We start from the raw sequence: 26,310 nt of genomic DNA on the forward strand, positions 1-26,310 counted from the left end.
GTGGTCGTGTAGTTAATAGCTGTTGTGTAAGTTTTAAGAGATTATTCTTTTGAAGTAGAATCTTTTACTTTGTTTTTCTCTCTTTGCTCAACACGTTCGTGCCAATCTTTACTTTCTTTGTTCAGATCATAGCCTTGTTTTGATAAATAATTGTTGATTCTTCCTTTGTATTTACCAAACCAGCCGTGTTTTTCTTTAGAAGTACCACCGTCCATTGCATGTTCTCTCGCTTCTACTAAAGCATTATAAATGTATTCTTTTTGTTCTGCAGTTAAATTTGGAAGCATATCGTTGTAACCTGCAACCGTAATTGGAAGCACGCCATACGTCATTCCGTCTTTAACTTCAGTAATTTTTTCTTCTGATAATTCTTTACCTAATTTTTTAAGGTAAGATTTATGCAATTTTGCAATTGACTCATCAGCTTTTGTTTTCAGTTTGTCAATTTTTTCGTTTTGTTTTTCTTTAGCCAAAGAAGTATCTTCTTTTACTTTTTTGATTTCAGCGTCTCTTCCGTCTTGGATTTCGCTTAAATCTCTGAATTGCTGTGCTATTATATTTGAAACTGCTTTTTCTTTCGCTTCATTTTTCAAATCTAATTTCACAACGATTTTAGCGGCTCTTTCGTTTGTAACTTTGATATATTCAGGATCTAGATGTTGTTGTGCTATATTGCTTCCAAACACTAAAAGCATCATTAAAACAACTATATTTTTTATTGATTTCATCTTAATAAATTTTATGAATTACAATATTTAATCTGCCTGATCAGCTAAATCTGCGGGCTAATTTTTTTTCTCGCAGATTTAGCAGACTTGCAGATTTTTATTTTACTTTTTTTAATCTCGCCGATTCTTATTTTAAATCTAGCAAAGGTCTTACCAAAGTTTCTTTGTTATTAGCTAAATCTTTCCAGTTTACTTTTATCGCAGGATTTACACCGTTGATGTAATCTTCAATATTAGAATACCCGTCTCCGTTTAAGTCTCCTTGAGCATCAGATGGATCATTCGGGTTTAAACCGTATTTTTTCTCCCATGCATCTGGCATACCGTCTTTGTCTGTATCTACATAAGGTTTTCCTTTATATTCTGGATATCCTCCAACTTGAGAAATATCTGTAATGATTCCTTTTTTATAAGAATCCATCGGAAGACGTCTGTGTTCGAATTGATAGAATTCTTTTTTCTCTAATCCTTTTGCATATTCCGGAACTCCAGTTTTTACTGTTCTTACGATTCTTTCGTCAACTTTATCTCTAATTGGCAATGTTGCTCCAACATTTTTAAGTACAAACTCATAAGATTCTTCAGCCGTCATAAATTTATTGAACCAAGGCATTGGGAAAGGTTTTTCTGCTTTCATTTTAGCAAAATATTCTTTTGATTCATCGTAAGTCATCAACTCTCCTTTTTTGTTTTCTAACTGAATTCCTCCATCCCAGTTGTCTTTGGTAACTTTTTCGTTTCCGTTAACTACATTTCCGTTTACGAAAGCTCTACCGAAAACCACATAAGGCAATTTACTTCTTCCTGATTCTGGTTTCAAAATTCTATAGCTGATTGGCTGAGTTAAATCGGTTATAGGACCTGGTTTATAGAAATTGTTGATGATGTTGTAATTTGCAGTGTAATCTCCACCATCTGTAGATCTGTTATACCAGTTGAAAACTACGTTGTTTACAAAGTTGAAAATTCCGTTCCATCCGATAGAAGGATTTCTTCCTGCATTGTTCGCCCACATATTTCTCATGAAAGAACAATTTTCTCCACCTAAAGTACTTCCAAAAGCGTGGTTATAAGTATCCAAAGCTTCTCCAAATAAACTGTTTTGGATTGTAATGTTTACGGTTCCAACTTTAATGTCTGGATATCCTGGACCCGGGTTGTACATGTGTCTGTAAATCGACATATTTTCGTCTAATCCCCAAGTTGCAGAAACGTGATCGATCATAATGTTCCCAACAGGGTTTCCTCCGATAGCATCATCACGACGACCAACGAAAGTTTCTCCACGACGGAAACGTACGTGTCTGATAATTACGTCATGGGTATCAATCCAAGTTGATTCTCCAGCAATACAAATTCCATCACCAGGAGCGGTTTGTCCTGCAATTGTAATGTAAGGTGCACGAATAATTAATGGACTTTTCAATCTAATAATTCCGGCAACATTAAACACCACTATTCTCGCTCCACCTTGTTCGCAAGCTTCACGCAAAGTTCCTGCTCCACGGTCTTCTAAACTTGTTACCGTGTAAACTTTTCCGCCACGTCCTCCAAAAGTGTACATTCCTCCACCTTCAGCACCTGGGAAAGCTGGAATTTCAGCCTGAGGTAAATCTGTTGGTCTTGATGCCCACGGAATGTATGGTTTTCCATGTTTTGCTTCTTCTTCAATAACAACTAAAGCTTTTGTCCAAGCTTCGTCAGAAAGTCTTTGAGCTTCTTCTTTAATTGCTTTTTCTTGTGCCTGAACTTCCGGACTTATTTTAGGATACTGAGCAAAACATTTTGCACTTCCTAAAAAAAGCAGAGATGATGCGATAAATAATGCGGAATTTTTCATGTTAATTTCAACTTTTGGTAATTCATTTTAAACAAATCACCTGTATCTTTTAACGAATACAGGTGAAAAGCTTTATATATTAATCTGTTTCTTATAATAAAAATCTATTCTTGGTAATTGTATGATCCTGCTGCTCCATTACCATCTTTCCATCCAACAGTTTGTATCAGCCAAGGATTGTTAACCAAAGCACTTTGATTAAGTCCGTTTACATAATAATTTGGTCTCCATAGAATAGGAGTAGCTACATTTCCAACAGCATCCATCGGAGTTGGAGGAGAACGTAATTCAAAATTATTAGTATAGAAAGTTGCTAAAGCAGTAATTTGAGCTTGGAAATTTGCTGCATCTGGATCAACTGAAATAGAAGCACGAGCAGAAGCTAAAGGATCTGTACCTGCTGCACTAGTTCCGTTTTTATAGTGCAAATAATTCCCAATACGTTGCGTACCGTTTAATTGAGGGATTCCAAGTTTAGTGTTTGTCTGATCATTAAGTGAAGCTTCATCGCTATAAAGCATCCATCTTTGAACATCCCAAAAACGTTTTCCTTCATAAGCTAACTCTACTCTACGCTCATATAAACAAGCTTCAAGAGCTGCATATTTATCTCCCAATGTTCCGATCCCGTAATTATCAGTTGCAGGAATTCCTACACGTTTACGAATTCTTCCTAAATAATTAATTGTGTTACCAATATCTCCTTTAGCTGCATAACATTCTGCAATGTTCAGCAATAACTCAGCAAAACGATAATCTATAATATCTGTACCAGAAACTTGAAAGTTTGAAGAATTACTTACTGTTGGACTAGACATTTTACGAACAAAAGCTGGGCTTGATACATCATTACCTGTACTGAAAGCTACACCTGTAGTTGCATTCGTTGACCAACGGTATGCCCAAACAGTAGGTGCTGCAGTTGAAGGCAAACTGTTGTTGTAAGGCCAGTAACTACCTGAGAAGCCAAATGTTCTGTAAAAACGCGGGTCACGATCTTTAAAAAACAAAAACGGATCATAACTATTAGCTGCGGTTGGTCGTTTTCCATTAGCCATAGGAAATAAATCAATCATACCTTTTGGAGCTTTAACTCCACCGCTTCCTTGTCCTCCTTGGCTTGCCAAACGCATTGATCTTTCCCAAGAACTATTAGATTGTAAAGAAGGAGCAACTGTAGTGCTGCTTGCTAACAATTTAACTGTAATCGCTTCTGAGATAAATGCATTATCATTAATATAAAACATTCTTTCCCAATCTTTCGCAGTTGTTCCGTATAAACCATGCCCTTGCGAAGTTAATTCTGTTTCTGCTGCTAATCCAGCTGCTAAAGCTGCGTCCCAACGATCTGTTGCTGAATCCCAATTTTTGTTAAATAAAGGGCTAGCATACGTTAATAAAACACGTGATTTTTGAGCTAGCGCAGCTCCTTTAGTAAAACGACCATAATCACTTGCTGGCCATTTTGATGGCAGTAAACCTGATGCTAAATCTAGATCGGCAACAATTTGGTTAACCAATTCTGTTACTGTAGCTCTTGGTATTTTTATTGAAGGATCATCTTTAGCAGGAGTCTGAACAACTGTTACGATTGGAACACCTCCATAAGTACGCATTAAATCAAAATATTGGATAGCACGTAAATAATACATTTGCCCTTTGATCTGATCACGAAATGTTTGGTTCAAAGTAGCTCCATCCACATCAATTCTTTCCAACATAACATTAATATCTCTAATTCTGTTATAAGGGTCATTACTAGGATTTTCCACCAATGTTTTCCCGAAATATCCTGATCCGTCAGCAGCGTTTTCTAAAGTAATATTTGGATTAATCATAGCTGAAATTCCTCCTATTTCTTCTGTATAAGTAGTCTGCGTTGTTGTATAAGATCCAACAAGCATTGCGGTTGGTGTTTTATATGCGTCAAAGAAATCGAAATATAAATTATTTACGTACCAATTAACACGTTCTTCGCTTTTAAAGAACTCTGCATCGTAATACTTATATTGTGTTTTTTCTTCCAAAAAGTCATCACTGCATGAAACTCCTAACACCATTAAAAGTATCATCGCTATATATCTACAAAATTTTGCTTTCATAATTGTTTTTTAATTAAAAATTAGAATGATACATTCAAATTAATTGACCAAGTTCTAAGAGTTGGATATCTAGCAGCTGAATCATCATACATATTTCTATAATGATCTGGATAAGGATTATACAAATCCCAAAGGTTATTACCTGTAACTCCTAAAGTAGCTTTTTGAATATTTAATTGTTTCATTGCTTCTCTTGGAAGTTCAAATCCTACAGTCACATTTCTAACTACACATCTAAATGTATCTAATTGCCAGAAATCAGATGGAAGAAAAGCATACTCTTGTTGCCCCATATTAGGATATTTACCGTTAGGATTATTAGTAGCATCGTACATATCTGTCCAGAAAGATTCGTGAGCCCAGTCATTATGAGCAGATGCAGTACCTTGTTTTACTAAATCAATAGCTCTGTAACCACCCCAAGAAGTTTGAAGCTGCGTTCTGAAATAAACCGTTTTGTATTTGAATCCTAAGTTAGTTGTAAAACCGTAAACTCTACTGTTGTTTGCCAACTTAACATAATCCTCGTTTTTCATAATTCTACCATCAGCACCTGCTTGAGTACCTTCTGTAGCATTATAAACCCCTGCTGTATCTTCGTAAGCCAACATACCTTTACGCATAGAAGTTACGTTATTGATTCCCATATAAGTTGGAACACCACCTACAGCCGTAGCTCTTTCTGTCAAATAATTCCAGTAATTCGTTACATCCTGATCTGTTCTTAAGATACCATCACCTGTTGAAGTTCCTTTCCAAGTTTTGAATCCATAAGTTGGAAAATACGTAGAAGAACCAACTTCTGTGATATTAGTATTTGCATCTGTTCTTGCAAGATCAGGGTATTTTTTAACTTCATTATCTGAAAATCCAAAGTTCACTCCAACATTATAGCTGAAATTATCCTTTATTTTATCATTCCAATTTATACTAAATTCAGATCCCCAAGCATCAACTGCTGCATAGTTCACCTCTGCAAAACCACCTCCTACTGTAATTGGAGTACCAGCCTCACCAGCCAATCCAATCAACATATCTGTAGATTTATCGTAGTAGAAATCAGCTGAAACTGCCAATCTATTTTTTAGGAAAGATATATCTATACCAAAGTTATTTTTGATAGTAGTATCCCAATGCACATTTTCATTTGGAGTGGGACGTGGCGTAATTCCACCACCTAAGATACCTCCATTTCCTCCAAATTGAGCTCCTTTGTCTGGTACTGGCTCATAATATTGCAACCATCTCCAGTAATCAATATTATCTTTACCCGTTTTACCAATTGAGTAACGTAATTTCAAATTGTTGATCCAAGAAACATTTTCTGTAAACCAATCTTCTCTAGATACTACCCAACCTAACTGTGCTCCTGGGAAGAAACCCCAGTAATTTTGCGGAGCAAATTTAGTAGAAGCATCACTTCTAAATATAAACTCAACAAGATATTTGTCTTTAAAACTATAGTTTATACGTCCTAAATAAGATTGTGTTCCCGACTCTACTTTTTCAGCTAGTGAATTTGTACTAATTGGTCCTGCAGTAGTACTATTACCTAAATAATCTTTTGAAGTTCCTTCGTAAGCCAAACGAACTCTTTTATTCCATGCTTCCGATTGCTCATAACCAAACATTGCAGACACATTATGATTTCCAAAAGTTCTAGCGTATGTGGCAAAAAAGTTGGCTTGCACCAATTTATCCATATCTGTAGTATAGTAAACTCTAGAACCACGGATATTTGTTTCAACAGCATAAATCGAATTAGGATTTTCTAAGTGATTATCAGCTAAATGATGATTTGTTATTCTAGCTAAATCATAAGGCAATTGATATTGTTCTGTGTAATTACTAGATTGGCTTCTTGCGAAACTTCCTTTTACGCTTAAGCCTTTTACAAATGGCAATTTATATTCTAAAGACAAGTTCACATTATATGAAAACTGCTCTTCTATTTGTTTTCCTGCATCCAAACCTGCAAAATAGTTCCATCCTGCAATAGTAGTGTTAGAGTTCGCGCTTCCTAAGTTACGATCTGTACGAGGAAACGGTGACATCCAATAAGTTTTACCATTTACCGTAGTATCCCACGGAATATATTTTGGCATGTGCACTAAATAAGCGTAATCTGCTTGTTCTCCTCCTGCTGCTGAACCAAAACTGCTATCGTTTAAGTTTGCTGAAGCCTTAGAGAAAGATTTATTCACATCAGTTGTAATAGCCGAAACCGAAGCAGAAAATTCTAAATCCTTAGAGATTTTGATATTAGTTCCTGTTCTGAAATTCCATTTTTTATAATCTTGCTCACCTAAGTTAGCACCTTGATCAAAATAAGTAACACCCGCAAAATAAGTCGCTTTTTCAGTACCACCACTTGCAGAAAGTGACTGTCTTTGTTGAACAGCAGGTTTCCATGCTTTTTTAAGCCAGTCATAATCTAAACCTTTCATTTGCTCAAGTTCTGCAGCAGAAAAATATTTAGTCTGATCAGCCTCTAAGTTAGAATTCAAAAATCTGTTTTTCCAAACTCCATGCTCATAAGCATCCATTGTTTTACTATGTCCTACTGCATCATTCATTGCATATTGGCTATAGTAAGTAAACTTTGGTTTTCCAGATTTTCCTCTTTTTGTCTTTACTATAATCGCTCCTTGTGAAGCTCTTGATCCATAAATTGCTGCAGAACCATCTTTTAAGACTGTCATGCTTTCAATTTCTGAAGGATCCAATTGATTAAAGGTATCCAATGTAGGTTTTCCGTTTTGAGGATCAATCTGCACCATATCATCAATAACTACTAATGGAATATTTGAATTACCATCTTTCGAAAATCCAAAAGTTTGACGAATTTGAAGACTTGCAGCATCTCCAGGACGGGTAGAACCTCCTGAAACACTCACACCTGGAGTCAAACCTCTTAATGCTTCAGATAAATTTGACACAGGCAAATCCTGAAAATCATCCGGCTTTAAAGTAGCAATAGCCCCAGTAACATTATTCTTTTTCTGTGTACCGTATGCCACTACTACAATGTCATCCAATACATTTGAATCTTCAGATAATTTAGCATCTACTGTCGTACGTCCATTAAGAGGAAGTTCTAATTTTTTCATTCCAATAAATGAAAACACCAAAGTAGCGCCTGGTTTTACTTTAATTTGATACTTACCATTAAAATCCGTTGTAACTGTATTCTTTGTAGATTTCTCAGTTACGTTTACCCCAGGAAGAAGACCTGACGTATTATCAGTAACAGCTCCAGTTACAGTAACTTGATTACTTGAGTTTTGAGCATAACTCAGAACACTGATCAGTGTAAACAAAAGAAAACTACATCTTTTTATAAGTGCTTGTTTCATAAATGTTTTTTTGGTTAGGTTATTAAATGTTAGTTAGTCATGTTTAATGTGTCTCGTCTTTAACAAAATTTCTTAATGGAATCTTAAATTAATTTTATTAAATGTTTAAAACACATTTATTTTAATATTCCAAAAATATGACGATGACAGATTAGAACCGTCCTGCTCTATCCTGTTTTAATCATGTTATTTCAAAAAAAAGCACTCAAAAAAAACAATATTAATAAAAAACAAAAGGAAAAAATATACGAACCCAAATATTTAATACAAATGTTTGCTTAAAATAAAATTTACAAATGTCTTTCGACTAAAAAACAATAAGATTATTATTAAAAATAAACATATAGTATATATTATGCAAAACTCAATTGTATTCCATCTGATAAATAAGATCTTAGAAAATACAATTTTTTACGAAAACGATAGAGATAAATACTTAGAGTATATTTATTTCGGATTAAAAAACTTACAAAAATATATAACAGACACATAAAGGTTACTCCAAAAAAAAACTTAATTTTTTTAAGCAAAAAAATATATTTTTAAACGTAAATTCTGACCAACAAAATTCAAACGACTTTTTTTTTGAATTTTTGATCTAAAAAAACAATAAAAAAGCCCGCTAAATCCTAAGATCAGCGGGCTTATATAAAGCTTTTCAAATTTATAATTTCTTCATCGCATTAAAGACCAATCGAGCTACTTCAATTCCGCCCTGAGTCTGAAAATGTGTATTGTCTTTTTGCCCTTCAGGAAAAGCAGAAAACTTACCTGCTTCAAAATTCATGAAATAATTAGCCGTAACATATTCTTGCCCTTTTGAAGAAAAGAAATTCATCGAAAGCTCATTCAAATCAATATACTTCACGTTCAATTCTTTTGCTACATCAATCGCAGCCTGTGGATAATCACCGTGAACATTACTTAGTTTTCCATCTTTCCACGGATAATTTCTAGCAACTGGAGTCAGTACAATCGGAGTTGCACCTTTTTCCTTGGTTTGATTAATAAAAAGTCGAAGAAACTCTTTATAACCTTCAATATTTACATAGCGTTCTGTCTTTTCTACAGAAGAATCATTATGTCCAAATTGCATCATAACAACATCTCCTTTTTGAAGCGACTTGTAAACCGAAGCCCAACGCCCTTCCTGAAAAAAAGTTCTGGTACTTCTTCCGCCTTTTGCACGGTCATCGATTTTCACTTCTTTCGCCGAACCTAAAATAGTAGAAACTAATTTTAAACTGTCTTTTTGAAAGAAAGGCTGAAAGACCTGTCCCCAACCAACTTGCGGAAATTTCTTCGTTTGATAATTTTCTTCTAACGAATAATCAGCAACCGTAGAGTCTCCGATTAAATAAATCGTAGTCACTTTTGATTTAAAACTAAAAGCACAAAATATAAAAATCGAGCATAATAAAATTGCAAAAAATCTAACGTTTTTCATGAGCCTATTTATTTGGATTCCATCCGTTTAAAACTAAATCTCTATCATATTTTTTAATATCTTCTTTCTTTAATTGATGCGACCAAGCAACACGTTGCGATACATCTTTTGCACTAGAACCTTTACTTCCAAACTCTGCATAATAAGCCGTTTTGTCTTTATCAGGGAATCGAGAATCAATCCAAGCGTTCCATCCTTCTGGAATAATATGCGAACCTATATTTGTATTGATAAAAACGGTTTGAGCATAAGGCCTCCAAGGTCTTCCCAAAAATACTTTGTCTACCGATTTGTCTTTCGCGGTAAGCTTACAATCCGTAAAAACAAAGCCATAAGCCTGTCCTTGCGGAGTCGAAGCCGCTGTGATATAAGAGTTTACTAAACTTTCGATTGTACATTTATAGAAATAAGCCGTTGCAGCTCCGAAAATAAAATCGGTTGTTCCGTTGATGAAACAGTTTTCAAAATAAATACGAGTATTTCCTTCTGATAAATAAAGCGTATCCTGATTTGCTAAGAGATTGCAATTCTTCAGAATAACTCTGTCGCCTTTAATATGAAGCGAGACCGCCTGCCCTACTCTTCCCGCTGTGTTTTCGACAGTTAAATTTTCAAGTGTACAATCATTCGCCTTAATCATGAAAGAATAAGAAGTTCCTGTTCCAAATTCCTTTTTCCCTGACGGATCTGGTTCACGAAGCGGTTTACCAGAATAATCGTCAAATGAAATAATGGTTTTATTTCTGTCTGTTCCTTTTAAAGTAATGAATGTTTTAGAAACCGGAATTTCTAACTTTTCAATATATTTCCCAGGCTTTATCGTTATTACAATACGTTTTTCTGAATTGTCTTTTACATTATTTACCGCTTCCTGAATGGTTTTAAAATCTCCAGAACCATCTTGAGCAACAGTTAATGCTACTTTATTATCAAGCGTTTGTGCTGATATAGAAAATGTTATTAAAAATAAAGCCAGAATATATTTCATAGTTTTTCAATTTATTGATTTTAATGCGACATCCAAACTGTCATTTCTCCTTGTCCTTTATTTCCCCATGCAAAATACGGAATCAATTTTACAGTTAAAGCTTTTCCGTCTTTTGTTGAAATAGGTTTATAAAGTGTTTTGTTCCAAGAATTATCAGATGCAACTTTTGAAGTTGCTTCGATCGTAACTAATTTTCTGTTTTTCAATTCCGTAAAATCAGTTTTAAATTCAGAATTCAAATTTAAAATTACATCATTCACACTCGTATTCGCAGGAAGCTGATCAGATTCTAAACAATAAACCAAAGGGCCTCTTTTTACTGCAACCTGATTTTTGACTTCTTCCACTAACGGATTCGCTTCCATCAATTCAACTGGCATTGGCATATTCAATTCAATCACATCGCCTTTTTTCCATTTTTGATTTAATTTCAAATAAGTTCCTGAAATGATTTTATCTGAAATTTTTGAGTTATTAACCGAAACTTCAGCGTTCTGACTCCAACCTGGAATTCTTAAAAAGAAAGTCTGCAAATCTTTAGCCGCTTTAACTATTTTCAACGTTACTTTTCCGTCCCAAGGATAATTGGTTTGCTGTTCAATTTCTAATGCTTCACCATTTAATGTTTTCGTATTCAAATTATTACTTCCATATAAATTAACATACAAACCTTCTTTTGAAAGATTGTAAGCATAATTTCCAACTTCGGCAACCGTTCTCGTTACGTTTGGCGCACAACAATTCGATAAAGCAATATAACCTTCACGCACATTTCCCCATCTTTGGTGAAAAGGCAAATCGTTTGAAACATTCAACGGGTTATTATACAAGAATTTATCTCCTTCTAAATTCATCCCTGAAAGTACACTGTTATAAAGTGCTAATTCTACAATATCAGCATATTTGGCATCTCCAGTAATTTGAAGCATTCTCCAATTCCACAACACATTTCCAATATTGGCACAAGTTTCTGTATGAGCCGTTGCATTTGGCAATTGAAAAGGTCTTCCGTAAGCCTGATGAATCTTCTGAACTACAGTTGGATCATAAGAAGTTCCGTCTGGCGAAACTCCATCATACAAAGAACCACAACCTCCCGTAATGTACATTTTACGATATGTTACGTCATCCCAAATCGATTCGAGATTATCCAATAATTTCTTTTCACCAGTTTCTGCATATAAATCTGCAACTCCTGCGTACAAGTAATTTGCTCTTACAGCGTGTCCCATTGCAGTAGTCTGCTGTCTAAATGGAATTCTATCTTGATTGTCATCTGTTCCGTCATTTGTCGTTCCCCGAATGTCAATCAGATTATTAGCCAATTCTAAATATTTCGGGTCTTTTACCGTTCTATACATTTCGACAATTCCCATATAATGAGACGGACAAATCGCATTTCTAGCCAATTCTGGTGATGCTTTTTTATAAAAATCATACAAGAAATCGGCAACTCCTTTGGCTATATTTAGGAAATTCGTTTTTCCAGTAGCACGATAATGAATGCAAGCGGCAGTCATTAAATGTCCCATATTGTATTTCTCGAAACCTAATTGTTTTTTCACTTCTTCTGGACCTAAAGTTCCCCAGCGTTCGTCAATCAAAACTGGCGTGTGAATATAACCGTCTTTGCGCTGTACTTTCGCGAAAAGCGCAATGGCTTTATCCATTTCGGCATCGAGTTTCTTGTCTTTTGTAACGGCGTAAGTTGCTGCCATTCCTTCAAAAATCTTGTAGAAATCACCATCATGAAATGAAGGTCCCTTGAAAGTTCCTTTGCTTAATCCTGCTGCAATTTCGAAGTTTTTGTACGCATGTGAAGTTTCATTATGATACAAATCCCACATGTACGGCAAAGTGTTTTTGGTTTCTACATCGAATTGTTCTTTCCAGAATCCGTTGGTCCATTTTACATCTTGTAAACCAACACTCTGCAATTTAGAATACGGACTTTGTGAATTCGCCACCAAACCTTTGTTCTGAGCCATTACTCCTGCACTAGCAAAAAATAAACTAAGGGAAACATTTAATAAATTTTTCATTTTATTTTGATTTTGAACCATATAAGTAATATAAGTTCATTTAAACTAAACTTTTTGCAATTTAACCAGATTGATATAAGCTCATTTAAGTCAAACTTACAATTTCTTATATTACTTATATAGTTTAAATATTTATCTACTTCACAAAGAAATTAATAGTTCTGCTCATTGAATCTCCGTCGGCATCTTTTACTGTGATTACGAATGATGCAAAACCTTTATTTTCAGCTGTAAACTGAATTTCTTTTCCTTTTAAACTCACTTTTCCATTTTTAACTTCAGAGAAAGTGAAGACTGGTTTGTTCTCATATCCTTTGAAAAAATCAGCGATAGCTAAAGCTTTTTTATCCTTTAAATTGATAAAATAATGAGGTTGAGCCAGCCAGTCTAAATAATTATCTAGTTGCGTAAATCCGTCTTTATCAACATCTAAATTAGCATCTGAAAAATCTCCAGCTGGCGAATTTTCGTTTAAACCAAAAGCTTTTTCCCACCAATTTGGCAATCCATCATGATCAGTATCCCAATCTGTTGGACGCGTTTCTGATGGAAAGTTAGGCCATCCTCCAGCATCTTCTTCATTATCGATCATTCCGCCATAACCGCTTTTACTTCCTTTATAAGTGAACGTTCCTTTTAAAGTTTCATCAATAATTCGGTTATCATGTTTATCAAAATACGGCTGATTCGCGCCAACATCTGAAAGTACATTTTTATAAGCTCCCTTAGCCGATTGCGTGTTTACAAAAGACTCAAAAAACGGCTTGTTAACGAAAGTTTCATATTCTACCATTTCTTTATTTGTAACGGTCATTTTTCGTCCTTTATCCTGAGATTTTTCGTCGAAATAACCTGGCATTACATTTCCATCAAAGAAATAACGTTGCATTCCTTTTCCAACTCCTTCGTGTTGTGCATTCAAAGCCACAAAAATCTTAGTTGAAGCTCCTGGTTTGTAATAGTTATTTACAAAGTTTACTTCGTTTGCTCCACCGTCTGTTGCTCTTTTTCCCCAGTTATAAACGACGTTATTACGAATATCTAATCTTCCTGTGTAAAATCCATCACCGCTTAAACCACCGCCAATACTCCAGTTACGGCCTTCATTGTGTGCTAATAAATTGTGATGAAAACTTCCGATATCTCCGCCAATTGTAGCTGCATATCCGTGCATTTTTCCCGCTTCATATTTATCATGACCTGCCACATTTAAAGCCTCAGAAATTAAAGTTCTTTGCAATGTGATGTGATGCGCACCACGCGAACTAAACGATTCGTCAATTGTCCAGCTGATTGAGCAATGATCGATAATACTGAAATTAGCCCCTGTTAACCCCATTCCGTCAAACGTTTTTCCACCGCCTATTCTCACTTTCAAAAAACGAATCACACCTTCATTTCCAGTCAATCCAATCGGCGCTCTCGTAACCGTAATTCCTTCGCCCGGAGCAGTTTGTCCCGCAATCGTAATATAAGGCTGATTTACAACCAATCTCGAAGCCAGTTTTATATTTCCCGAAACATTAAAAACAATCGTTCTAGGTCCAATTTCCTGATTAATAGCGTCACGTAAACTTCCTGGTCCATCATCATTAAGATTCGTCACTTCAATCACTTTTCCGCCACGTCCACCAACAGCATAACGTCCGTAACCTTCAGCACCTGGAAAAGCCAATTGAGCAGGCTTAAATGACCAAACATTTCCTAAAGTTTCCTGACCATTATTATCCACTTCATCCACTCTCCAATAGTACGTTGAACCGCTGTATAAATCTGAAATAGAGAAGTTTTTATCTACTAATTTTCCTTTAAATTCTTTCGAAGATTCTGTCGCATTTTCTACTGCATTTTTATCCAAACCAAAATACAATTTATGAGCTGCGACACTTTTTGGAGCATCCCATTTTAAAATCACATTCTTGGTTACTTCCACATGTTCATCTCTGTTTGCGGGTTCTGGAGTACGCGCCTGATTCATTAAATTCGGAGTGTCAATCTCAAAACCATTAATTACAATTTGTTTTACAATATTTGGATCATTTGTTGGATCGATTTCAAAACGAACCACAACATCTTTTCCTTTCTCAGCACTAAAAGTGATATAAGCCATTGTTGCATCAACTTTTGCATTGGCTCTCTGACTTGCATTTACGGTTTCCTGAAGTTTCCCGTTTACGAAGATTTTTATTGGCGAAAAAGTTTTTCCCGTAATCACGTCAAACGCATTATGAAAAGTCAAAAGCGTATGTTTTCCTTCTTTTAAACCGCTAATTTTCAGTTCTAAATTCTCAGCTGTAACTAACCCGTCAGACCCTAGTCTATTGTAATAAGGAGCGCTCATTCCGACTTTATACCATTTAGACGTAAAGTTTCCTTTTAATTTAAAAGTCAATCCATTAAAAGTTTTTTGATCCTCTTTGTTTTCATTGATAACCCACGAATCATAACTCGGATCATGAACTTCTTCTAATCTTCTTTGAAAAAAGTCAAAATCGACTTTTACAAGCTGCTTATCTGCATTCTGCGCTTGCCCGTTTGTTGCTAAAAGCATCGTTAAAGCAAAAGCGCTAACTAATTTCTTAATCATTTTATGGCAATTTTTTCAGTTTCTGATTTTTCAATCAGGTTTATAATATCTTTTTTTCTTTCTTCTGGAACTACTTTTAAAACCTTAATTTCTCCATTAATTAGTTCGGCTTCAATTGTAGTATTTTGCTTGGCATGTAATTTAAAATGAACATTCCATTCTTTTGGCCACGCTGGAAAAAGGTAAATTTTCCCATCTGTTTCCTGCAAAAGCATTTCTTGTATGCCTATCATTCCCGAACCGCCCCAATTGTGATCTGGAACCCAATCAAAACCTGGTCCCCAAAATGCTGGAAAACGTCGTTCTGAATTCGCCATTTTCAAAGTATTATATTTGGCAGCTTCATTAGTCAATCCTAAGCGCGCTGCGAAAATATTATCCTGTTTCCAACCAATATGACTTCTAAATTTCAAAGCATCTGGATCGTATTTCCATGTATTTAAAGCGGTTTCTAAATCTGGTTTTCCTACGCCATAAATTCCCCAAGGATAAACGGGATACAATTGCGGAACTTCCGAATTGTTAACGCGCTCCCATGTTTTTGCAGGAAGCAAAACTTTATGATTTTCAATCTGCCCGAAATTCAAAGGCGGAATTCTATTTTGAAATGCCTTTAAATATTCTATATCTTCTTTTGACAATTCATTCGCAGAAAGGTTTAAAAGATTTTCTGTAATAACTTGCAAAGCCGAAATCGTACTATTAGCATTATTCGCCATTTTATAAGTTTCGGCTGCAGAACCGGGAAAAAGAACTAATTTTCCATTTCCATCTAATGCTTTTCGACCTCTTTGTCTCGCTAAATATTGATAATGTTCATCGAAAAATCGCAGACAACTTACAATAAATGAATTGTAATTCTGAATGTCTTCTTTGGCATATTCTTTCTGCTGCAACATCATTTGGCAGAATTCTAAAACCGTATCCCATTCGTATTCCAACCAAGCATTATATTCCATTCCTGGATCGTAATCTGCGGGACGTTTCCATTCGTATTCTGCTGGATTTGGCAATCCGAAGTTTTCTAGTTGTTCTGTGAAAGAAGCGCCATTATGTTTCCAATAGACTTTACTTCGCAATTCGGCATTTTTCTGAAGGCTTACGTAATAATCCAACTGCGATTTCATCATATCAAAATCACCGCTTTTTACCATCGGAAAATAAACCAATCGCTGATTTTGAGCCGTCATCGTTCCTCCTCCCCAATTTCTAAAATCAGGCGTAAAATTCAAGTCTTTATTGGTGTAAACAGGATCAACTGTAAAAAGTCCACCGTTGAATTTTGTTGGATATTTTCCGTACGCATTGCATCCCAACATGTATCGGAACAACTGATAATTCTGTCCGATTTGATAAACCGAATCTTTCTCAATCGATTGATTTTTTTGTGTAAAAATAAAACTGCGGTTCCAGAAATTATTCCACCATTTTATCGTGTTTTTTTCGGCTTGTTTTGCAGTGTTTTTATTTGAAGCAATGAAACTTTTCAATCCATTATTCCAAGTCGAAAAATCAGATTGACTTGTGTTTAAATAAATTTCTAACGAATGTCTTTTTGAAGGTTTAATGCTCGTTAAATTAAAACCTTTAAAATCGGTATCTTGATATTTTCCTAAATAAGTTCCGTCTGGTTTTAAGTTATCGCCTTTCATGAATCCGCCGAAGGTCAAATTCGCAATTGGATTCATCATTTCATCTTTAACCGATTCCATTTTTTGCTGTTTTACAGCAACATCAAAAACAGTTTGTTCACGATTTCTGTGATAGAATTTTAGTCCGTTATTTTCAAAAGCAATCGAATCTTTAAAATTAACAAGATCTCCTTGAGGCGCCCATTTATAAGAATTGGCGTTGTTTTCTTTTCCTTTCGAAATACGATTCTGATAACGCCAACTTTCATAAGAAGCCGTCATCTTCAACGATTTTTTACTTTCTAAATCGACATGAATAATCGGTTTAAAAACATCTACCCAAAGTTTGATTTTGGTATCATTTTGCCCAACTAAAACATAGCCATCTTTCAATTTTAATTCCTGACGAAAACCTTCCTTACCTTCAAACGGATTTGGCGTTAAAGTAATTTTTACACGACCTAATTTCAGTAAAGTATTATGTTCGTCAAAAGTGCCGCTTCGTGAAAAATAGAAATACAAATTTCCTTTTTCTACCCAAACATTCATACCAATATCACCACCTCCCAAAGGCATAGATTCTGATGAATTTGCGCTTTGCGTTGTCCAAACCTCACTGTAATTTTCAAGCACAGGAATCTGCGCTTTGATGCAAAGCGTAGTGAAGAAAAGTATGTATTTTAAATATCTCATTTTTTTTCGTTCTCCTGCAAGGTTTTCAAAACCTTGTAGGTATTAATATGCCATTCTGGAGCTTCAAATAAGACACCTACAAGGTTTTGAAAACCTTGCAGGAAGCGTAAATATTACCATTCATCAGTCCTAAATGAAGAAACTGGTAAACCTCCCGCACTAAACAATTCCGCTTTTGCGAAATCTTTCCATAAATATCGTATTGCAACTGGTTTGGTAACTTTATCAGAAGTTAGAATAACCGATTTTCTTCTTACAACCGTTTTCGCAGGATAAAAAACTTTGTCTGCTCCTGCAATTTCAAAACCTGTAACTTCTTTTTCGTAAGACGTAATTCCGTTTGCCACATCATCAAAAGAAACCGTTACAGCACCGTCTTTAATTTCCATCGATTTGTATTTTGGACTTTCAAATTCGAAACCTTCAATTCCGTATGTTCTTGCTAAAGCTTGAAAAGCCAAACGATTCCCTCCTTTTTCTTTGTCCATTGGATGAATATTATTTTCTTCTCCAACGTCCATTAAAACTGCCATTGCCGAATTCGGAATTTCTTTTGAAGCCTTAAATTGAGCCTCTCTCAAATAAGCCGAATTATATTTTTCCACATAATCTTTCGGATGAAATGAAGCATAATTAAACGGTGCAATCTGAGCGAAATAAAAAGAAAAATCGCCTTGATTCCACATTGTTCTCCAACTGCTTACCATTTTCTTCATTAAAGCGGTATATTCATTTGCTCTTTCATAATTTGATTCTCCCTGATACCAAATACAGCCTTTGATTCCGTAACCAATAACAGGTGAAAGCATTCCGTTAAACAAAGTCGTTGGAACACGATTTGGATCTTTTGCTAATTCTTCTTTTGTAGTCGGAATTTTGGCGCTTGCGAAATCTTTCAGCATTTCCTTATTCATCCACGCTTCCATGCTTGACCCTCCATACGAAACATGAATTAATCCCACAGGAACATTTAAAACTTCTTGCAAAAGCGATCCAAAATACCAAGCCGTTGCACTAAAATTTGAAGTTGATTTTGGAGAAGCTTCTTCCCATTTTCCTTCAAAATTATCCAAGGGTTCCAAAACTGTAGCTCTTGGAATCGTAATCAAACGAATGTTTTTATTTGTCGATTTAACGATGATTTCGTTGCCGTTTTTAACTGGCTGCCCTTGAAATCCTTTTAAAGGCATTTCCATATTTGATTGCCCTGAACAAAGCCAAACTTCACCAATTAAAATGTTTTTAATCGTTACTTTTTCTGTTCCTTCGGTCACTTCAATTGTAAATGGTCCGCCAGCAGTTGGGGTTTGCAATTCTGTTTTCCATTTACCAGAAGCATCGGCTTTTGTTTTGTAAATTTTAGAATTCCACGAGGTTTTGACTGTAACGTTTGCATTCTTTTCTACCCAGCCCCAAATTGGTGCGTTGGATTTTTGCTGTAGCATCATATTGTCACTAAACAATGCTGGCATTTTGATTTTTGCATTGATTTGAAGACTTGATAGAATTACTAAAAAAGCTACAATTGATCTTTTCATTTTTATTTTTTTTATTGCCACAGATTAAAAGATTATAAAGGATTTTTAATCTTTAAAATCCTTTAATCTGTGGCTCTTTTATTTTTTTCAATTGCCTCCAGTTTTAACTGAAGGTTACATTTTTTTTCTCCTCATTGGGCTTTAGCCAAATTGTTAGTTTGGCTAAAACCCTTTACTTATATTTTTTTAAACCTCCAGCTAAAGCTGGAGGCAATTCATTTTTTCTTTATGCCACTATAAAAGATTTTCACAGATTAAAAATCCTTTCTAATCTTTTAATCTGTGGCAAAAAAATTATTTTTCTTTTACAATACTTACTGGACCTAATAATCCAGCTTTTAGCAACGGATTTCCTTCCAATCTAAATGGTGCTGTTGTCCACGTTAATCTTTCTTCTTTTGGCAATTTTTGATCACCAATTAATCGGTTTACCCAAGTATTTGTCACTTTTATTACAATTGTATTTTTTCCCTTTTGCAATGCTTGCGAAATATCTGTTTTGAAAGGGAAAGTCCAAAGTGTTCCGCAATCTTTTCCATTGATTGAAACTTCAGCCATATTAGCAATTTCACCTAAATCAAGCCAGATATTATTAGCATCTTTTCCTTTCCAAACAAACTCTTTTTTATAAATGACAGTTCCTGCATAATATTTAATCTGATCATTTTCAGAAGTGCTCCAATCAAAAAGTTTATTTGTTTTTACGACTTCTTTCGGACCTTTAAATTCTGGATCAAACTGAAGTTCCCAGTTTTCATCTAAAACCTGAACTTTTTCAAATTCAGCTGTTTTTCCTTGAGCTAAAATTGCTTTGGTTTCTTCTTTGAAAATAACAAACCCAGATTCATTTTTATCTAAAGTTAAAGCGACAATTGTTCTTCCGTTTTCAATTTTCCAATTGGCTAAAGCCGAAGTTTTATCGGTAACCGGATTGTACCATTGTGGTATTTTCCCAACTATGCGAAACGAAGCTTCAAACTGCCTTTTTTCTTCTTTTTGATTGGAAAGAAAATATACTTCTTCGTTATCAGCTTTTCGGTGCGCCCAAGCAATAGTTTCTGAATCGGCTCTGTTGAGATTTGGAAAATAAACGTCTTGTGTAATTCCGATTGAAGCAAAATCATTTCCTAAATATGGCAATTTGACAACCGTTCCTTTTCCGATTTTCCATGAAGATAAATTGCCGTTATTCCAAATTTCATCAATTACATTCTGCCATTTCTTTTGATCTGATTCTGATTGAATTCCCGGTTGAATAGTTGGTTTTTCATCTACAAAAATTGTTGCTCCGTCTTTTAGCAATTGCAGAATTTTTTCGGCTGAAGCCAAAGACAAAATTTTATTTGGCGCCATTTTATGACTTCCTGGGAACAGTAAAGCTCCGTATTCGATTCCTCCTTCAAAAGTTACTTTTCCGTTTACAACTTTCGCTCTATTGATTAAAACATCTGCGTTAAATGAATCGTATTGATAACCATTTAAGGAATTAATCCATTGAGATAAATCGGTGATGTTTTTAGAATACGTTACTTCTTTGGGCATTTTTGCAGTTGGCTGGCCTTCATTTTCTAAACGGATTTTCTCGCTTTCCAACCTTTCTTTTCCAAACACATTCGGAATAAACGGCACCAAACGATCTGGCACAAAAGAACGTGAAGGAAAATCTTCGCCAATAAAAACTGCCAAATCAATTACCGGTTTTCCTTTTTGCAATTGAAACTGCACTCTTTGACAATAATCAAACCACGCTTTTCCGGGTTTCCACCAAGTTTGATCTCTTTGAAAAAAAGTTCCAATATCGTCTAAAGTCATACCTGGTTTTCTATCTGTCCACGGATTATGTACAAAAACGTGGTAGAATAATCTATTGATTCCTAACGCATAATTTCGGTCTGCAGTTGTTTTTAGATTTCCCGGATGCTCGTCCCAATCCATTCGCAAAGCCGTAAAAGATTCTGCTTGAATAATGTCTTTTCCATAAATATGTCCGCCCGAAATAGCATCGACCATATCAAAAGGTTTGTCGTGTGTTGGGCTTTTCAGCCAAAATTCACCACCCGGATAATCGACATATTTATAATGCAGCAAAGCATCACTCATCATGGTTGGCGCGACATTTTCAGAACTTAATTTAACGTTATATTCTTTGGCAATTTGAGCAACAGTTCCGTAGAAATTATCGGCTACTAAATCGCTAATTGTTTTTCTAACATCGTATAAAACTTTCTCTGAAAAATCAGCACTTTCAATCGGAATTCCAGCCATTACAGGCAGATATTCTACTAAATCATAACCGCGTCTTTTTTTAAATTCGGCCTGAAAAACCGAAGACCAATTTTGACTTCCGCATTCCCAACTGTCAAAATGAAGAATTTCTAAAACTTTTGAAGCCAATTCTGGACCAGCAGAACGAACTGCCTCTCCAAACCAGTGATCCAATTGAAAACGAATTAATTCTGGATTAAATTTATCTACTTCCAATCCTTTTCCTGCTCCGCCAGTTGCATTTTCGTGACCTGTAGAAGTATGTCCCATTCGGATAATTTTCCATTTCCCTTTGGGAGCTTTCCAATTTAGGTTACCATTAACATCAACAAAACTCGAAATATTGATAATTTCTGATTTTTTGAATGCATCTGAATTCGGAATTTGTTTCTCAGTAGTTTCTGGAGTCAAACGCCAAATCGCTCCCGATTTTCCTTCGTAATTATTAATTAAGGACTGATTTGAAAGTGTAATTTTACTGACTTTCAGGTTCTGTTTCCATTTCGCAAAATCTAAATCTTCTGCTCCTGGTTCAGTTCCTACCGGATCATACACAAATCTGAAATATTTTGCTGTAACAGGTGCGATTGTATGTGTGTTTGGAAAATCCATATCCTGCCAGCCGTGGCGTGGTGCAATCAGTCTTTCGTGGAATTTAAAATGAACTCCGTCATCGCTCACTTCAACAATTAAACGCTGTGCTTGATAATCTCTTCCTTTGGTTTCAATTACAATAGATTTGCACGTAAAAGGCTGTGCAAACTCATACTGAATCCAACCTACATCTGCAAACTTGAAGTTTTCATCTTTCTTCGAATCAGTCAAAAATGAAGCATCAGTATTGTTTGATGTCGTTACTTTTGGAATTTGAATTTGGGAAGTGATTATGTACTCTTTAATAGGAATTGCAAAAACAGCAATGTCTTTGTAATAGTCTTTATAATGCTCTATTTCAGGTAGTTTTAATAAAATTTTTTTTCCTCCTAAAATTTCAGTTGTAGACGAAACTACTTTCTGCATCGAGATTTCTGGCGTAATCCAAGGGCCGCCTGCTACGGCAAATCCGTCTGCGCCGTGAAAAGCGAGTTTTAAACCTAAACGATCTGCTTCTTTAAAAGCCCAATTAATCATGTCCCAAAATTCAGGAGTCAGCTGCAAAACTGGAGGATCAATCAACGGTGGATTTGCTGGTCCTTTGATGGTCATTAAATACGCGCCCGCAATTCCGTTTTGTTTCATTGCTTCTAAATCGGCTGTGATTCCTGCTTTAGAATACGCCGATTTCATCCAATACCAATACACCCAAGTTTTGGAGGATTCTAACGTTGGCTGAAAAAATTCTTTTTTATGGACTTCCTGTGCAGAGACAATGCTCGCGAGTAAGAGGATAAAAAAGAGGTGTTTTTTTTGAAACATTTTAATCGTTTTATTTCGTTTGTAAACCCCACAGGCTTTGAAAGCTATCGGGTTTGCAATATTTATAACGTAGCCAATGGTTTCAACCATTGGGACGCAACGTGATTACACAATACGTTTCCCAAGGTTGAAACCTTGGGCTATGTTTGATAATCAGTTAATGTTGCGCCTTTTGTCATTTCGACGTAAGGAGAAATCACACTAGAAACTCCTCAAAGTTTGTCTTCAATCTGTGCCGAATCCCGCGTGTGATTTCTCGTTTCTCGAAATGATAAACTATATCTTTAATTTTTTAATACTTAAACTTCTTCAAACTACTTTCTAACTGATTCTTCGACCCACTGAAAGGCGTCAAATAAAAACTATATTGATAATTTCCAGACTTAATCTGATATTGCTCAATTGGCTGAGCTACAATTGTCCAGCTGTCATTTCCTCCCACTCCCATTTGGATTAAATCGATGTTTAACGTCAAGAATCCTGGATCTTTTAAATCATATGTATGACCTGATGCGCTTAGATTTTCTTGTGTATAAGGCCAAGCGCTCATACTTAAGGCTTTGGCATCATTAACTACAATAAAACCTTGATTTTTCTGAGGCGTTGTTAATGCCATCCATCTTACATCACATCTGTTTCCGTTCTCTTGTGGTTTTGGATAATGTTCAATAAAATCATTAATTGGAAGCGAATATTTCCCAGCAAAAGAACCAAAACTTCTGTCGCTGTAGTTTTCCAATTCTCCTTTTCCGTACCAAGAAATCTGATCGAATTTTCTTTGAACGCCCATTTGCATTCCGATTTTTGGAATGTTTGGCAATTTGTCTGAAGCTTTCAAACGGTAATCTACTTTTATCACTCCGTCTGGACTGATGTTGTAAACTACATTTACGCTCGCACTGTCTTTTATAATTTCGTAATCGCTTATCACTTTGATTTCAGAAGCCGATTTGTCAATTTTCACATTCACCAATTTTGGCTTTGCTTTATACCATTGTTTCAAAAGCTTTTGCGATTTCCATCCGCGTTTGTCGTTGTCTGTAAGTGGTCTTACGAAGTTAGGCAACAATGGCGCAAAAACCTGTTCTTCTCCGTTGAAAACATATGAACTCAAAGCTCCGTTTGTTTTTCCAATCGTAATATCGAAAGTTTTTCCTTTGATTTTAAATTCTGAATCTGATTCAGAAACATTTAGAATTTCTTTTTTAGCATTTAAAACTAAAGCTTCTTTCTTTTTCAGCTCAAATTGATCTTCAGCAACCACATATCCTTTTGAAGCCCAAAGTTGATCGGCAGAAAGCTGAAATTCAATATTTAAAAGATATTCAGCATCATTCTTCATTTTTGGAAGATAAGAACTTACATCTATTGTTGTCGATTGTCCTGCTTCTACTTTTAATGGTTTTAAAATCTGAGTTTTGATTACGTTTCCGTTTTCTAAAACTTTCAAAACCGGAATATAACCTTCTAAAGATTTAACCGCCTGACGATTTTTAATTTCTAAATTATTTCCGTTTAAAGTTGAAATCGCTGGCTGATAAACCCATTTGTTCTCAAAAAGAGAACCTTTTGGTTTTCCGTTAGAATCTACAATTCCCTTTGTATTGAAATTCCCATCATGGTATTTTTCGCCGAAATCTCCGCCATGAGCGAAATAATTCTGACCTGATCTTGAATCGTATTTTACAATTCCCTGGTCTTTAAATTCCCAAATACAGCCTCCGATAACTCTTGGAAGCGAACGGAATTCATCCCACAATTCTTTTAAATTTCCAACTGAATTCCCCATTGCATGTGAATATTCAACGAAAATAATCGGACGTGTATCTTTCTTTTGATCTACTAAAAATTTCGGTGTGAAAACGCCTGGATAAAAACGGCTGACCATATCAACATATGAATCGTCTTGTGGGTTTTCGAATCGGTAAGCATGATCGATTGTTTTTGGATATCTGGGATCAAGCGGATCAATGTATCCGTCTAATTTTGCATTTCCTTGCGCTGGTTCATATTGAACGGGACGCGTAATGTCGAAATCGTGAACCCAGCCTGACATTGCGGCGTGGTTTGGTCCTTTTCCGCCTTCGTTACCTAAACTCCACATTACTACAGATGGATGATTTTTATCGCGTTCTACCATTCTCGTCATACGTTCTAAATAAGCGTTTGTCCATTTAGGATCGTTGCTCAATTTACCGCCAATTCCGTGAGTTTCTTGATTCGCTTCGTCCATAACCATAATTCCGTATTGATCGCATAATTCGTAGAAATACGGATCGTTCGGATAATGACTTGTACGTATAAAGTTGAAATTGAATTTCTTAATCGTCGTAATATCTTGTTTGATGTCTTCTCTCGTAACCGCTTTTCCTCTTGTCGGATGATGATCGTGACGGTTTACACCATACACATAGGTTTCTTTTCCGTTGATGAGCATTTTACCGTTTTCTTTCGAAAATTCAATCGAGCGGAAACCAACTTTACAACTTTTGGCTTCTGTAAGATTTCCGTCTTTGTCTTTTATCGAAATCACCATCGTATATAAATTCGGTTCTTCTGAACTCCATTTTTTAGGATTTTTAATGTTTTCTTGGAAGAATCCGAAGCGAACATTATCCAAACGAGGATAACTTTCGTTAATCAAATCAATCACAGGTCTTTTAAGCGGTTCTTTGAACATTGCCGTATTATTAGCATCATACAATTGAACATTGATAGTATAATCTTTGATTTTTTCTCCTGTAAGGTTTTCTACTTTTGGTCTTAGTTTGAAAATCGCATCTTTGTATTCTTTGTCTAATTTCGTTTGAACAAAGAAATCCTGAATACGCAGTTTTGGTTCCGCCATGATGAAAACTTCACGCTGGATTCCGCTCATACGCCAATGATCTTGATCTTCTAAATAAGAACCATCTGTCCAACGAATTACACGAACTGAAACTACATTTTCTCCTGCTTTCAAATAAGGCGTAACATCAAATTCTGAAGGAAGAAAACTGTCTTCTCCATATCCTAAAAATTCTCCGTTTAACCAAACTTCAAAACCTGAACTTACAGCTCCAAAATGAAGCGTAACTGTCATATCTTTCCAGTTTTCTGGTACGGTAAAACTTCTTTGGTAAGAGCCAACTCCGTTATAATCTTTAGGAATATAAGGAGGATTTATAGGTCTAAACGGATAAACGGCACTTTTGTAAATCGGGTTATCATATCCTTTCATTTCCCAGTTGGACGGCACTTCGATTTTATCCCAGCCCGAAACTGTATTTTTATAGAAATCTTTATTCGCTTCTTTTAAGTTTACCGCATATTTAAAGTTCCAATCACCGTTCAGCATCTGAATTCGGCTTTTGGTTCTGTCGCCTTTTAAAGCGTCTTCAATACTTGTGTATGAATAGGAAGTTGCTCTAGACGGTTGTCTATTGATACTTGTAACCGTTGGATCTTCCCAAGGCGCAAATTCGTATTTTTTATGAAGTTCTGGAATTCCTGCCGGTTCACCTGTTACGGATTGTGCCTGTATTGTGTAAGATGTGAATAGTAAAATGTAAAATGCATACGTCGCAAATCGAAATTTGAAAAATGGATATTTGTATTTTGTTTTTGACGTTAATATTGGTTTTATATTTTGTTTCATTATTATTTGGTTTAATTGTCCCTACTAGACAAATTTGCAT

At 35.4% G+C, this 26,310-nt stretch carries 12 protein-coding genes; all 12 read right to left on the minus strand.

Annotated features, from left to right (window positions below; genetic code table 11):
• Positions 1-41: 41 nt before the first annotated feature.
• The gene (locus tag QLQ96_RS19025) at positions 42-728 is read right to left on the minus strand and encodes a DUF3826 domain-containing protein (protein ID WP_482492519.1); all 687 of its coding nucleotides are present in this window, start codon (positions 726-728) and stop codon (positions 42-44) included.
• A 127-nt stretch (positions 729-855) separates the two neighbouring features.
• Positions 856-2,568, minus strand: coding sequence for a polysaccharide lyase (locus QLQ96_RS19030; protein WP_482492521.1), 1,713 nt, complete (start codon positions 2,566-2,568; stop codon positions 856-858).
• 104 nt (positions 2,569-2,672) lie between these two features.
• Complete coding sequence (locus QLQ96_RS19035; protein ID WP_482492522.1) at positions 2,673-4,670, minus strand: RagB/SusD family nutrient uptake outer membrane protein; 1,998 nt, start codon at positions 4,668-4,670, stop codon at positions 2,673-2,675.
• A 20-nt stretch (positions 4,671-4,690) separates the two neighbouring features.
• Positions 4,691-8,026: a SusC/RagA family TonB-linked outer membrane protein gene (locus tag QLQ96_RS19040; protein ID WP_482492524.1), complete on the minus strand. Its 3,336-nt coding sequence runs from the start codon at positions 8,024-8,026 to the stop codon at positions 4,691-4,693.
• Positions 8,027-8,690: 664 nt separating this feature from the next.
• Positions 8,691-9,473, minus strand: coding sequence for a rhamnogalacturonan acetylesterase (locus QLQ96_RS19045; RefSeq protein WP_482492525.1), 783 nt, complete (start codon positions 9,471-9,473; stop codon positions 8,691-8,693).
• 4 nt (positions 9,474-9,477) lie between these two features.
• A complete protein-coding gene (locus QLQ96_RS19050; protein ID WP_482492527.1) occupies positions 9,478-10,461 on the minus strand; it encodes a pectinesterase family protein in 984 nt (327 codons plus the stop codon).
• Positions 10,462-10,481: 20 nt separating this feature from the next.
• Complete coding sequence (locus QLQ96_RS19055) at positions 10,482-12,503, minus strand: aceric acid hydrolase (RefSeq protein ID WP_482492529.1); 2,022 nt, start codon at positions 12,501-12,503, stop codon at positions 10,482-10,484.
• Positions 12,504-12,639: 136 nt separating this feature from the next.
• Positions 12,640-15,090: a pectate lyase family protein gene (locus QLQ96_RS19060; RefSeq protein ID WP_482492531.1), complete on the minus strand. Its 2,451-nt coding sequence runs from the start codon at positions 15,088-15,090 to the stop codon at positions 12,640-12,642.
• A complete protein-coding gene (locus QLQ96_RS19065) occupies positions 15,087-17,414 on the minus strand; it encodes a DUF5703 domain-containing protein (protein ID WP_482492533.1) in 2,328 nt (775 codons plus the stop codon). The genes QLQ96_RS19060 and QLQ96_RS19065 overlap by 4 nt, the downstream gene beginning before the upstream one ends.
• 113 nt (positions 17,415-17,527) lie before the next feature.
• Entirely contained in the window at positions 17,528-18,952 is a 1,425-nt protein-coding gene (locus QLQ96_RS19070; RefSeq protein WP_482492534.1) for a sialate O-acetylesterase, read from the minus strand.
• A 294-nt stretch (positions 18,953-19,246) separates the two neighbouring features.
• Complete coding sequence (locus QLQ96_RS19075; protein ID WP_482492535.1) at positions 19,247-22,633, minus strand: glycosyl hydrolase; 3,387 nt, start codon at positions 22,631-22,633, stop codon at positions 19,247-19,249.
• 292 nt (positions 22,634-22,925) lie between these two features.
• Positions 22,926-26,270 (minus strand): glycoside hydrolase family 2 TIM barrel-domain containing protein, encoded by a 3,345-nt coding sequence (locus tag QLQ96_RS19080; RefSeq protein ID WP_482492537.1) that lies wholly within the window; start codon positions 26,268-26,270, stop codon positions 22,926-22,928.
• Between the last annotated feature and the right edge of the window lie 40 nt (positions 26,271-26,310).

Source organism: Flavobacterium sp. B167r (genome assembly GCF_056824315.1).